General features: G+C 72.1%; 9 protein-coding genes and 1 pseudogene. 6 read left to right on the top strand and 4 right to left on the bottom strand.

Annotated features, from left to right (window positions below; translation table 11 throughout):
• Positions 1-9: 9 nt before the first annotated feature.
• Positions 10-1,008, top strand: coding sequence for a cyclic nucleotide-binding domain-containing protein (locus FLX08_RS05620; RefSeq protein ID WP_142617127.1), 999 nt, complete (start codon positions 10-12; stop codon positions 1,006-1,008).
• Positions 1,005-1,778 carry an MBL fold metallo-hydrolase gene (locus FLX08_RS05615; protein WP_142617126.1) on the top strand — a complete coding sequence of 258 codons (774 nt, stop codon included), beginning with the start codon at positions 1,005-1,007 and terminating at the stop codon, positions 1,776-1,778. Before FLX08_RS05620 ends, FLX08_RS05615 begins: the two co-directional genes overlap by 4 nt.
• Positions 1,779-1,824: 46 nt before the next feature.
• On the opposite strand, the gene dnaE is transcribed toward FLX08_RS05615, so the two are convergent.
• Together dnaE and FLX08_RS43215 are read right to left on the bottom strand one after the other, a co-directional pair.
• Complete coding sequence (gene dnaE / locus FLX08_RS05610) at positions 1,825-5,346, bottom strand: DNA polymerase III subunit alpha (protein ID WP_142617125.1); 3,522 nt, start codon at positions 5,344-5,346, stop codon at positions 1,825-1,827.
• Positions 5,347-5,425: 79 nt separating this feature from the next.
• Positions 5,426-6,487: a chorismate mutase gene (locus tag FLX08_RS43215; protein ID WP_142617124.1), complete on the bottom strand. Its 1,062-nt coding sequence runs from the start codon at positions 6,485-6,487 to the stop codon at positions 5,426-5,428.
• A gap of 340 nt (positions 6,488-6,827) precedes the next feature.
• On the opposite strand from FLX08_RS43215, the gene FLX08_RS05600 reads away from it, so the two are divergent.
• The gene (locus tag FLX08_RS05600; RefSeq protein ID WP_142617123.1) at positions 6,828-9,464 is read left to right on the top strand and encodes a serine/threonine-protein kinase; all 2,637 of its coding nucleotides are present in this window, start codon (positions 6,828-6,830) and stop codon (positions 9,462-9,464) included.
• A gap of 477 nt (positions 9,465-9,941) precedes the next feature.
• Here the strand turns inward: FLX08_RS05600 and FLX08_RS05595 are convergent, their stop codons facing one another.
• A complete protein-coding gene (locus FLX08_RS05595; RefSeq protein WP_142617122.1) occupies positions 9,942-10,715 on the bottom strand; it encodes a MerR family transcriptional regulator in 774 nt (257 codons plus the stop codon).
• A gap of 186 nt (positions 10,716-10,901) precedes the next feature.
• Here FLX08_RS05595 and FLX08_RS05590 point away from each other — a divergent pair, with 186 nt between their 5' ends.
• Entirely contained in the window at positions 10,902-11,627 is a 726-nt protein-coding gene (locus FLX08_RS05590) for a GNAT family N-acetyltransferase (RefSeq protein ID WP_142617121.1), read from the top strand.
• Positions 11,628-11,655: 28 nt separating this feature from the next.
• On the opposite strand, the pseudogene rpsD reads toward FLX08_RS05590, so the two are convergent.
• Positions 11,656-12,114, bottom strand: a pseudogene (gene rpsD, locus FLX08_RS05585) (30S ribosomal protein S4); the annotation flags it as partial.
• A 2-nt stretch (positions 12,115-12,116) separates the two neighbouring features.
• Between rpsD and FLX08_RS05580 the strand changes: the two are divergent.
• Positions 12,117-12,401, top strand: a complete 285-nt coding sequence (locus tag FLX08_RS05580) for a hypothetical protein (protein WP_142617119.1) — start codon at positions 12,117-12,119, stop codon at positions 12,399-12,401.
• Complete coding sequence (locus FLX08_RS05575) at positions 12,365-12,856, top strand: DUF2470 domain-containing protein (protein ID WP_142617118.1); 492 nt, start codon at positions 12,365-12,367, stop codon at positions 12,854-12,856. The genes FLX08_RS05580 and FLX08_RS05575 overlap by 37 nt, the downstream gene beginning before the upstream one ends.
• Positions 12,857-12,931 lie beyond the last annotated feature (75 nt).

Raw genomic sequence — 12,931 nt, 5'->3', positions numbered from 1 at the left:
GGTCAGAGCATGCGAGTCGAATCGAAGATCACTTCCATCTCCTGGATCCCGTCCGAGGCGGTCAAGGGCTACACCAAGCCCGCGTTCACGATGGGACTCACGCACTACGACGATCCGCCGCCCGACGTGATCACCGACGTCGACGGCCTGCGCGACCGCGACGCGTTCCGGTTCGCCAACCGCCTGCGCGTCTGGGCCGAGTTCGACGGCGACCGGGTGGTCGCGCACGGCGCGGACGGCGGCCTCGTCATGGGCGCCACGACCGTCCGCCTGGGCCCGCTGGGCGTGCGGTTCGCCGCGTACGGCCTGCCCGACCTGAGGCCCGCGCCCCAGACCGGCGACGGGTGGATCACCTTCAGGCAGACCGCGGGCGGGCGCACGGCGCTGCCGTTCCCCCGGCGGGTCTCGCGGCCGCCGTACCTGCGGATGCAGTCGCCGCTGGTGTGGACCACGCTCGCGGTGACGCTGCACGCCGACGGGCGGGCCGAGGGGACGCTGGAGGGCGCGAGCCCGTTCCCCCGCCACTGGGTCTACGGGCCCGACGACCGGCTCACGCTCAAGGCCGGCCTCACCGACTTCACGGCGTGGGCGGCCCAGGAGGGGCCCGGCCGCACGCCGTGGGGCGACGAGGACTCCCCGGTGCTGGTCACCGCGGCCGAGACGGCGCTGGAGCGCCAGCTGTCCCTGCTGATCATGCGGGGCGCCCGCAGGCCGGTCATCCGCTCGCTGCCCGCCGGCGCGCGGCTGGTGCGGCAGGGCGAGCCGGGTTCCTCCCTGTTCCTGCTTCTCGACGGCGTGCTCGGGGTGGACGTGGACGGCACGCCGCTGCCCGAGCTCGGCCCCGGCGCGATCCTCGGCGAGCGCGCGGTGCTCGAAGGCGGCCTGCGCACGGCGACCCTGACGGCGCTGACGCCGGTCAGGGTGGCCGAGGCGGCCGCGGACGCGGTGGACAGGAAGGCACTGGCGGCGCTGGCCGAGGGGCACCGGCGAGAGGAACAGCTCACGTGAGGCTCGCGATGCTCGGCGTCCGCGGCTCGACCCCGGCGCCGGGCCCCGAGTTCGTGCGGTGGGGCGGTCACACGAGTTGCGTCGCCGTGCTGCCCGACGACTCCACCGTCCCGGCCCTGGTGCTGGACGCGGGAACCGGCCTGCGCGGGCTGGGCGCCCTGCTGGGCGGGGCGCCGTTCCGCGGCTCCGTCCTGGTCACCCACCTTCACTGGGACCACGTGCAGGGGCTGCCGTTCTGCCCGCCGCTCGACCACCCCGGCGCGCGGGTCGATCTCTACCTGCCCTCGCCGCGGCCGCTCGAGACGCTGACCCGGGTCATGTCCCCGCCGCACTTCCCCATCACCCCGGGCGGCCTCGCGGGCGCCTGGCGGTTCCTCCCCTCCGCCTGCGGCGTGATCGAGGGGTACGCCGTCACCGTGGCCGAGATCTCCCACAAGGGCGGCACCACCCACGGCATCCGGGTGGAGGGTGACGGAGTCGCCATCGCCTACCTGCCCGACCACGCGCCGCAGGCGGGGTGCGCGGCCGCCGCCGAGCTGGCGGCCGGCGTCGACCTGCTGCTGCACGACGGCCAGTTCCTGCCCGGGGAGCAGGCGACGGCCGACGCCTACGGCCACTCCACGGTCGCCGACGCCGTCGCCTTCGCCGCCCGCTGCGGCGCCCGCCGCCTCGTGCTCACCCACCACGCCCCGGCCCGTACGGACGACGCGCTGGACGTGCTGGCCAAGGAGGTGGAGGTGGCACGCCAGGGGGACGTGCTCATCCCCTGACCCTCATGCCCTGCGCTTCATCCCCTGGCCCTGGCCGGGCGCCCGGTCAACCGGCCAGGCAGGCCGGGCCGAGCAGTTGCTTGAGGTCGCCCATCAGGGCGGGCGAGGGGGTCACCCGGAGCCGGTCGTCCAGCCGCATGACCGTCGTACGCGGCCCGTTGTGCACCTGGAGGTGGACCTCCGTGGTCCCGGGGTGGGTGGTCAGCACCTCCTTGAGCCGGCCGACGACGGGCGGCGTGCAGCGGTTGATCGGCATGCTCACCACCAGCGGCCCGCCGTTCTCGGCGCTGAGGTCCGGCGCGGTCACCTCCATCGCGATGATCTTCGCGACGTCCTCCCGCTTGTCGATCCTGCCCTTGACGAAGACGATCGCGTCCTCGGCGAGCACGGTCGCGCAGAGCTGGTAGGCCGACGGGAAGATCATGACCTCGATCGAGCCCTCCAGGTCCTCCAGCATCGTGAGGACCCAGGTGTCGCCCTTCTTGGTCACCTTGCGCTGCAGGCCCGACAGGATGCCGCCGACCGTGACGACCTGCCCGTCGGGACGGCTGTCGTCCTGGAGGGCCGCGATCGAGCAGTCGGCGCCCGCCGACAGGATGTGCTCGACGCCGAACAGCGGGTGGTCGGAGACGTACAGGCCGAGCATCTCGCGCTCGAACTGCAGCAGCGTCGTCTTGTCCCACTCCCCCGGCGGGATCTGCACGTCGAAGGTCTGGTCTTCGGCGCCGTCGATCGCGCCGAACAGCGAGTCCTGGCCGATCGCCTCGTTCTTCTTGATGTCGATGATCGCGTCGACGGCCTGCTCGTGCACCATCAGCAGGCCCTTGCGCACGTGCCCGAACGAGTCGAACGCACCCGACTTGATCAGCGACTCGATGACCCGCTTGTTGCAGACGATCGCGGGGACCTTGCGCAGGAAGTCCTTGAAGTCGGTGAACCTGCCCTTCTCCTTGCGCGCCGCGATGACCCCGTCGACGACGTTCGCGCCGACGTTGCGGATGGCCGACAGGCCGAACCGGATGTCGGTGCCGCGCGGGGTGAAGTCGAAGTCGGAGTCGTTGACGTCCGGCGGGAGCACCTTGATGCCCATGCGGCGGCACTCGTTGAGATAGAGGGCCGACTTGTCCTTGTCGTCCTTGACGCTGGTGAGCAGGGCCGCCATGTATTCGGCCGGGTAGTTGGCCTTGAGATAGGCGGTCCAGTAGGACACCAGGCCGTATCCGGCGGTGTGGGCCTTGTTGAAGGCGTAGTCGGAGAACGGCAGGAGGATGTCCCACAGGGCCTTGATGGCCGCGGCGGAGAACCCGTTCTCCTTCATGCCCTTCTCGAAGAACTCGAACTGCTTGTCCAGCTCGGACTTCTTCTTCTTGCCCATCGCGCGGCGGAGCAGGTCGGCGCCGCCGAGCGTGTAGTTGGCCACCTTCTGGGCGATGGCCATGACCTGCTCCTGATAGACGATCAGGCCGTAGGTCGTGCTGAGGATGTCCTTGAGCGGCTCCTCCAGCTCCGGGTGGATCGGGCTGATCTCCTGCTGGCCGTTCTTGCGCAGCGCGTAGTTGGTGTGCGAGTTGGCGCCCATCGGGCCGGGCCGATAGAGCGCGAGGGCCGCGGAGATGTCCTCGAAGTTGTCGGGCTTCATCAGCCGCAGCAGCGTGCGCATGCCGCCGCCGTCCAGCTGGAAGATGCCGAGCGTGTCGCCCTTGGCCAGCAGCTCGTACGTCCTGCTGTCGTCGAGCGGGAGCTCTAGCAGCTCGATCCTGTTCCCGGTGTTCGTCTCGATCATCTTCAGGCAGTCGTCGATGATCGTGAGGTTGCGCAGGCCCAGGAAGTCCATCTTCAGCAGGCCGAGCGTCTCGCAGGTCGGGTAGTCGAACTGCGTGATGATCGCGCCGTCGGAGTCGCGGCGCATGATCGGGATGTGGTCGGTCAGCGGCTCCGCCGACATGATGACGCCCGCGGCGTGCACGCCGGTCTGCCGGATCAGGCCCTCCAGGCCGCGCCCGAGGTCGATCGTCGCCTTGACGTCGACGTCCTCCTCGTACAGCTTGCGCAGCTCGCCCGCCTCGTTGTAACGCGGGTGGTCGGAGTCGAAGATGCCCGACAGCGGGATGTCCTTGCCCATCACCGCCGGGGGGAACGCCTTGGAGATGCGGTCGCCCAGCGCGTACGGGTAGCCGAGGACGCGGCCGGCGTCCTTCACGGCCGCCTTCGCCTTGATGGTGCCGAACGTGGCGATCATGGCCACCTTGTCGGCGCCCCACTTCTCGGTCACGTAGCGGATCACGTCGGCGCGCCGGCGCTCGTCGAAGTCGATGTCGATGTCGGGCATCGAGACGCGCTCGGGGTTGAGGAACCGCTCGAAGATCAGGCCGTGCGGGATCGGGTCGAGGTCGGTGATGCCCAGCGCGTACGCGACCAGCGAGCCGGCGGCCGAACCACGGCCGGGGCCCACCCGGATGCCGTTGTTCTTGGCCCACATGATGAAGTCGGCGACCACGAGGAAGTAGCTCGGGAAGCCCATCTGGAGGATGACGCCGATCTCGTTCTCGACCCAGGCGCGGTGCTCCTCGTCCACGCCACCGGGGAAGCGGCGCTTCATGCCCTCCCAGACCTGCTGCCGGAAGTACTCCTCCTCCGTCTGCCCCTCCGGGATCGGGTAGGTCGGCATCAGGTTGTGGTAGGGGAAGAAGCCCTCGGGGTCGACCTTCTCGGCCACCAGCAGCGTGTTGCGGCAGCCCTCCTGCCAGATGTCGGAGGAGTCGACCGCCCGCATCTCGTCGGCCGTCTTGATGTAGTAGCCGCTGCCGTCGAACCGGAACCGGTCGGGGTCGCTGAGCTGCTTGCCCGTCTGGATGCACAGGAGGGCGTCGTGACCGGCGGCGTCCGACTCGTACGTGTAGTGGGAGTCGTTGGTGACCACCGGGGGGATGTCCAGCTCGCGGCTGATCCGGATCAGGCCGTCGCGGACCCGGCGCTCGATGTCGAGCCCGTGGTCCATGATCTCCAGGAAGTAGTTGTCCTTCCCGAAGATGTCCTGGAACTTCGCGGCCGCCTTGAGCGCCTCGTCGTACTGGCCGAGCCGCAGCCGGGTCTGCACCTCCCCGGACGGGCATCCGGTCGTGGCCATCAGGCCCTCGGCGTGCTCGGCGAGGATGTCGGCGTCCATCCGGGCCCACTTGCGGACGAAGCCCTCGGTGTAGGCACGCGAGCTGAGCTTCATCAGGTTCTTCAGGCCGGTCTTGTTCCGCGCCCAGATGGTCATGTGGGTGTAGTAGCCACCCGCAGAGACGTCGTCGCTCTTCTGGTGCGGCTCGCCCCACAGCACCGGCTTCTTGTGCATGCGCGACTCGGGCGCGACGTACGCCTCGATGCCGAGGATGGGCTTCACCCCGGCGCCGGTCGCCTGCTTGTAGAAGTCGTAGGCGCCGTGCATGTTGCCGTGGTCGGTGATCGCGATCGCGGGCATCTCCAGCTCGCCCACGAGTTTGAACATCTGCTTCAGCCGCGCCGCTCCGTCGAGCATCGAATACTCGGTGTGGACGTGCAGATGAACAAACGAATCACCCATGAGACCCCCATCGTCACCGGACCGCGGGTCAGAGCCTACGCCGTGATCGCCAACCAGTGGGACTCAGGTGAAACAGAGTTCATCTCCGTTCCTCGCCGTCGCGCGTCTCCTCCGACAGGCGCAGCCCGGCTTCGATCACGGCGTTCATGATGGGGGCGAGCCGCCCCGCGCCGAGGCTGGGGGCGCGCCGGGCCATGGCCTCCACGAGGCGCCGCTCGCGCTCCATGTCGCGCCCCCGGAACCCGCCGACGGGCTTGAGCCGCTGGATGCGCCCGGCCAGCGCGGCCCGGCGTTCGAGCAGCGTGGCGAGGGCGGCGTCCACCCGGTCGATCGCGGCCCGGGCCGCGCCGAGGGTCTCGGGGTCGTCGCGCCGCACGAGCGCCGCCATGACGGTCGCCGCCTCGTGCGCCGCCGCGAGGGTCGGCGCGGGCGCGCCAGGGCCGACCAGCAGGCCGTCCGCCCCCGCCACCACCGCCGCGCCCGCGAGCCCGCCGTCGGCGCCCAGCCCGGCGAGCACGGGGCGGCCGGCCCGGGCCCGCGCGGCGCGCATGAGCCCGAGATCGGGCGCCGCGTCCTCCGGCTCGCCGCGGCCGCCGCTCTCGCAGAGCACGACCGCCTCGTTGCCCTCGGCTGCGCAGTCGTCCACCGCGGCCAGCCACTCCTCCAGCGTCACCGCGCGCCCGTGCCGGCCGATTCCCCGCTGGAGGACGACGGGAAGCCCGAGCCGGGCCGCGGCGCGGACGAGATCGGGGTCGGCCGCCCAGGCCGCCCCGACCACCACTCCGTCGGCGTGCCGGGCCACGACGGGCAGATCGGCGACCGTGGCGGGCTCCATCAGCAGCGGGCCCGCCTCGGCGGTCCTCCCGTTCCGAGAGGAACCGTCCCCGGAAGAGCCGAGCGCCGGAGCGTCCCCCGGCGTGCCCGGCACGGGCCCCGCGCCGTCCCCGGGAGCGCCACCGGGAGTACCGCCGGGGGTGCCGGGAGTTCCTGGAGTGCCGGGGGTGCCGGGGGTGCCGCCGTCGCCGTGCAGGCGCACCCAGCGGGCGTCCCGGCCCCCGATGACCACAACGGGGCGCCCGTCGCCGATCACGAGGTCGCCGATCCGTACGGCATCGCGGTCGAGTTGGGCTGCCTTCGTCATGTGGGCTCCTCCATGAGCGCCCCCGCGGAACCGGCTGTCCGCCACGGGGACTCGCTGAGATCGGGACTGGCTGAGGAAACGAACGTCCGGAAAACGAAAAAGGCAGAGACGCTGGCGTCCCTGCCTCAAGCCGGCTCCGGATGGTCGCTAGCTCACGTCACGCGACCGGCCCTCCGGAGCCGGCCTCGTAAACGAGCTGTACCTACCCATAACAAGGACCTTAGCAGCGGCGGGCCACGACTCGAACCGATTTGTCTCGGATTCCGGGATCGCCTGTCATGTACGCGGTTGATCCCTTTGCCATCCGTGGGACGATTCATGGGTCCAGGAAGGGGTTCGAGTGTCGCGTGCGGAAGGCCGGCTCGTCGGAGGCCGGTACCAGTTGGTGGAGCCGATCGGCCGGGGTGGCATGGGCGTGGTATGGCGAGCCCACGACCAGTTGCTGGACCGCGAGGTCGCGGTCAAGGAGGTCCGCTACGACAGCGCCATGGGCGACGAGCTCAGCGACCTCAATCGCCGGACCATGCGCGAGGCCCGGGCCGCGGGCCGCCTCACCCACCCCAACGTGGTGGTCGTCCACGACGTGATCGAGGAGGACGACCGCCCCTGGATCATCATGCAGCTCGTGCCGTCCCGGTCGCTCGGGCAGGTGATCAGGGAGGACGGCCCGCTGTCCCCCGAGCGCACCGTCGAGATCGGCCTGCAGATCCTCGACGCGCTGCGCGCCGCCCACCGTCAGGGCGTGCTGCACCGCGACGTCAAGCCCGAGAACGTGCTGCTCACCGATGACGGCCGGGTGGTCCTGACCGACTTCGGCATCGCCAGGCTCGAAGCCGACTCCACCATGACCCGCACCGGCCTCGTCGGCACCCCCGCCTTCATCGCGCCCGAACGGCTCCGCGGCGAGGCCGCCCAGCGCGAATCGGACCTGTGGTCGCTCGGCGCCACGCTCTACACGGCGGTGGAGGGCAAGCCCCCGCACGACCGGGGCATGGCGATGGCCACCATGCACGCCGTGCTGAACGACGACCCGGCCCCGCCGCGGCGCGCGGGCGCGCTGGGTTCCGTCCTCCACCGGATGCTCGCCAAGGAGCCCGCCGACCGGCCCGGCTACGAGGAGCTCATCCGGCTGCTCAAGCGGGCGTCGCGGGAGCAGGCCCCGCCGCCGTCCCGGCCCGCCGCCGAACCCGTTTCCCCTCAGGCCGCGCCGGACTCCGCGAAGCCCGGAACGCCCGCCTCCCGGCAGGGCAAGGCGTCCCGGGGCGCGGCGCCCTACCCGCCCGCGTCTCCCTCGCCCGCGTCTTCTCCGCCCGGATCCTCCGCGTCCGGGTCCTCCGCGTCCGGGTCCGGGCGGCGGGACGAGGCGGCGGAGCGCACCCCCGCCGCCGGCGAGGGAGGAACGGCAGGGCGCGGCGGGGCCGTGAGCGATGCCGCGGGCCCCGGCGAGATCACCTCGCCCCTCCCGGTCATACGCGACGACGGGGCACCCGGGCAGGCGGACGGCACGGCCCAGGAGCGGGCCGGGAAGGCGCAGGCGGCCATGCCGGAGACCGGCGCGCAGGCCGCCCCGCCCGCCCGTACGACGCCTTCGACCGGCGCTTCCGCAAAGGGGAGGCCCGAGAAGGAGGGCGGCCGGGCGGCGGAGGCGGACGCCGGCGACGGCACCACCAGGATCGCTCCCGCCGCCTCCGCGGGCTCCGTGGCCTCCGCCGCCTCTGCGGCTTCCGGCGGGGAGGGCCGTAAGGGACCGGAGGGCTCGTCCGCCGCCGGGAAGGCGAAGGATTCCGGCGCCTCCTCCGGCGAGCGTCCCGCCACTACGGCCTCCGGGGCGAGCGCGACGCCGAAGAGCACCGCGGACGGCAGCACCGCAGAGGGGAGCGCCGCGCCGAAGGGCGCGGCGGGTTCGGCCTCGTCCGCGTCGTCCGGCTCGTCGGGCTCGTCCGGCTCGTTCGCCTCCTCCGGTTCCACCGGCTCCGGGGGCTCCGCGGGCTCTGGGGGTTCCGCGGGCTCTGGGGGCTCCGGAGGCGACAGCCGTACGTCCCGGCCCTACGCGAGCGACAGGCCGACACCGGGCGCGGGCGACGAGCGGCCCGCCGCCACGGCCGACCGCACGCAGGAGTCCTCGGCCGCGGGCGGGATCGCCGGCGCCGGGAGCCCGATCGCCGGGCTGCGGCAGGCGTCCCCGGCGATGTCCCCGCAGGGCGGGGCGGCATGGCAGGGGTCGCCGACCAGCCTGGTCGTGCCGCGGTCGTCGAACAGCATGCTGAAGGTCGCGTTGATCCTCATTCCCGCGCTGCTGGTCATCGCGGGCGTGGCGGGCTACCTCGGCCTGCGGGCGGGTGAGGGCGGCTCGGGAAGCGACCCCGCCGCCGGGTCTGACGCGGGCACGGCCGCGACGGGCAAGGGCGGCGACACGCCCTCCGCCTCGGAGCCCTCCTCGGACGCGCCGTACTCCCCCGAGCCCACCGCGTCCGCCTCCGAAGAGGAGACGAAGTCCCCCGAGCCCTCCCCGAGCCCCGAGACCTCCGAGCCCGCCGGCGTCCCCGACGGCTGGCACAAGTACAAGCACTCGAGCGGGTTCTCCATCGCGCTGCCGAAGGGATGGCACGTCGACGGCAGGGGCAACGGCGAGGTCCGCTTCCGCGGCGACTCGCACACCTATCTGGAGGTCCACCACACCACGAGTCCCGAGTCGGACGCGCTGAAGGTCTGGCGGCGCGACGTGCCGGGCATGAGCCGGAACTTCCCCGGCTACAAACTCGTGGACATCCGCGAGGTCAAGGGGTTCTGGAAGACCGCGGCCGACTGGGAGTTCACCTTCGGCGACAGCCGCTATCGGTCACGCGTGATCGACCGCGGCTTCGTCACCGACAAGCACAACGGCTACGCGCTGCTCTACAAGACCCAGGACAAGGACTGGAAGAAGAAGAAGGAGCTCTTCGAGACCATCGCCTCCACCTTCAAGCCGGCGAAGTAGTGACCGGCGGGCGTGTCACGCCCGTGACCGCGGGCACTCATACGCGGGTGCCCGCGGTCCCGGCACGGCGTCGACGCGATGCCGTCAGGGCTGGCCGACGTAGTCGGCCACGACGGTCGCCTGGCGGGCGGTCCACCTGTCGGCCACGGGCGTGAACGTCACCTTCCCGGAGCCGTAGCACGGCAGTGTCGCGGTCGCCGGATCTGGGCCTTGACCCCGTAGTAGCGCAGCACGAGGGCCCTCACGGCGGCGGCCAGGGGGACGAGGCGCGCCGCGGCGGTGCTGAACACGGAACCCCCGGCTGACGACAGGGGCGCGGACGGCCGACCCGCACGGTAGGCCGGCCCTTCCCGCCGGTCAACGTCCGCCGTCCCCCGCTCGACCCGGCGCTCGCTGGACGCGGCGGAACGGGTGAAAGGTTCACCATGTCGGCTCCGCCTCGGCGACCGGCCCCCTGCCCAGGGTGCCGGAACGGGCTCAGCCGGCCTGCCGGGCCTGCTCCAGGTAGGCCACCAGGCCGGCGATCCGCTCGGCCGGCCAGGGCAGGCTCCGGCCGATCTCCGCGCTGTTGTCCTGCCACATCCTGTGGGCCGCCGCCCTGGTCCGCTCGCCCTCCGGCCCGTCGGGGTGGAACCTGCCCGCGAGGGCGTCCCAGCGGCGTACGAGGTCGCGGGCGCGCTCGTCCTCCGCGGGCACGCCGGTCTCCACGAGCCGCAGGCCCTCCTCGACCAGCCCCTTCCACTCGTGCTTGGCCGCTTCGACGCCCTCGCTGCCCAGCGCGGCCCTGCGCTCGGCCAGCCGCTCGCGCTGCTCTTCGGTGAGGTAGGTCTCGAACACCGACATCAACTCCAATGTGGTCATCAACTGGTCCGGATCGGGGCCGGACGAGTCGCCGGCCTGCCGGAGCAGGCCGCGGATCCGCTGACGCAGCATCCCGATCAGCTCGGCGTGCTCGTCGAGCCTGCGCAACTGCGTCGTCAGCAGATCGAGCATCGGCTCGGGATCGTCCGCCGCGCCGTCGAGAACGCCCGCGATCTCCTCCAGCGACAGGCCGAGAGTCCGCAGGGTGCGGACGCGGTACAGCCGCCGCAGGTCCCGCTCGGTGTAGCGGCGGTGCCCGGCGGGCGTACGCTCGCTCGCGCTCAGCAGCCCGATCTCGTCGTAGTGGTAGAGCGCGCGCACCGTCATCCCGGTCGCCCGCGCCAGCTCGCCGATCGACCATCGCCGTCCGGCGTCGTCTGTCCCGATCACGTTCGGAACGCTACGACCTCCCGCCACGTAGGGTTCAAGCCCCGCGAGCGGGCCGTCACCGGCGGGCGACGCCCCTCCGCTGACGAGGACGTGAACCCGCCTGACTACACTGCGGCTGCGGAACCTCCGGTCACGCCCCTGTCGAAGGCTGGGGGCTCTCACGCCCGGATACGAAAGGCACGACAGATGGTCGACCGCGACGCCGTCACACTCGACGATCCCGTCGGCGAGTCGCTTCGCGGCCACCACGCCCACCTGGCCCGCCGGCTCGGCCGGGCGGCCGCTTATCCGCCGGAGGTCGCGACCTTCTCCACGGTGTCCGCCGACCCCGGCCCGGCCGAGTGGGACGACCTCGCACGGCTGCTCGGCCGCGGCGGGTTCGCCGATCTGTTCAGCTCCCCGGCGATTCCACCCGCGGACTGGGAGCCGATGTTCGCCCTCGACGGCTTCCAGATGGTCTGGCCCGCGGGTGCCCAGCCCGGTCTCATGGAGGCCGAACCCGGTCATGCAGAGGCCGAGCCCGGCACGCGGATCGTCGAGCTGGGCGCAGGCGACGTGCCCGAGATGCTCGACCTCACCGCCCGGACCCGGCCGGAGCCGTTCTGGCCCCGCACCCACGAGCTCGGCACCTATCTGGGCGTCCGCGAGAACGGGGCCCTGGTCGCCATGGCGGGCGAACGGCTCCGCCCGCCCGGGTGGACCGAGATCAGCGCCGTCTGCGCCGCCCCCGAAGCCCGCGGGCGAGGTCACGCCTCCCGCCTGGTGCGCGCCCTGGTCGCGCACATCACGGCGCGCGGCGAGCGCCCGTTCCTCCACGTGGCCGAGGCCAACGTCGCCGCGATCGCGCTCTACGAGCGGCTCGGCTTCAAGGTACGCAGGCGCGTGACGTTCCGCGGGTTCCGCACCCCGTGACGCACCATCACGACCGCCCCGCCTGACGGGCCGTCGCGCCCTCGGCGGCGGCCACGAACGGCTGCATCCTGACCGACCGGTCCCGTACGGCCACCGACTGGCCCGGCTTGACCAGGTAGCTCGGGATGTCCACCTTGCGGTCGTCGACCGTGATGTGCCCGTGGTTCACGTACTGCCGGGCGGCGTAGATGGACGGCGCCAGGCCGGCCCGCAGGACGAGCGAGTCGAGCCGGGTCTCCAGCAGCGTCAGCAGTTCCTCCCCGGAGCGACCGGGGCTGCGGACGGCGAGGTCCCAGTAGCGGCGGAGCTGACGTTCCGACACGTCGTAATACCAGCGGAGCTTCTGCTTCTCCAGCAGCCGCACTCCGAAGTCACCGATGTTGCGCCGGCTGGTCTTGCGGCCGTGCTGCCCCGGCGGGTAGGGCCTAGCCTCGAAATACTTCACCGCCTTCCGGGTGAGCGGGACGCCCGCCCGCCGCCCGGGGCGGCGTGGACGGCACGGGCCGGCCGGTCCTGCTGGTGAAGCCCGGCGAGGCCCTGCACGGCGCGCCCGCGGAGACCCTGGTGACGGTCGACCTAACGGCGAGCAGGGAGCTCGGTGGGGTCGAGCGGCAGCGCGCCCTGCTGAAGGTGCGCGGGTGGACGCAGCCCGTGCCGGAGGCGGAGACGCGCGCCACCGCCGTCGCCATCGCGGAGGCGTGCCTCGACGAGGACCTGTTCGCGGCCGTCGAGGGCGGTTGTCCCGCGCTGCTGCGCGTCGACGTCTGCCACTGATCTACCTGATCGGTAAGGAGTCGGGCGTCCTCGACGCCAAGAGCTACCCCGCCTCGGCTCCCGACCCGCCGCTCCCCCTGGCCGAACGCATGGTGCGCCACGTCAACGAGTCACACGCGCGGCAGTTGAAGGAGGCGGTGGAGAGGCTGACGGGGGAACCTGCCCAGGAGGACGTGTGGCTGTGGGAGCTCGACCGCTACGGCGCCACGTTGCGGCCGGGGCCCGGCCACCTGGTCAGGGTCTCCTGGCCCGCGCCCGTCACGACGCCCGCGGCACTTGAACACCGGGACCGAGAGACCTGTTACGTCCGTGGCCTTCCAGGCCGAATCGTGGACCACAAACTCCCCGTCGCCGAAGGCGGCTCCTGGGACATGTCCAACCTCGCCTGCATCTGGCAGGCATGTCACGACCGCAAGACGCGCCAAGAGGCGGCGAGGGGGAGGTCCAGGAACTGATGAGCAGCGAGGATCCTGCGAAGGTTTGCAGCCCTGGCGGTTACTGCCGGGCTTGTCCCGTCCCTTGCTTCCTTG

The organism is Microbispora hainanensis, from assembly GCF_006874475.1.
In the GTDB taxonomy this organism is placed as follows: domain Bacteria; phylum Actinomycetota; class Actinomycetes; order Streptosporangiales; family Streptosporangiaceae; genus Microbispora; species Microbispora hainanensis.
The sequence above is the reverse complement of the archived record's forward strand: the minus strand, read 5'-3'. Positions and strand labels throughout refer to the sequence as shown.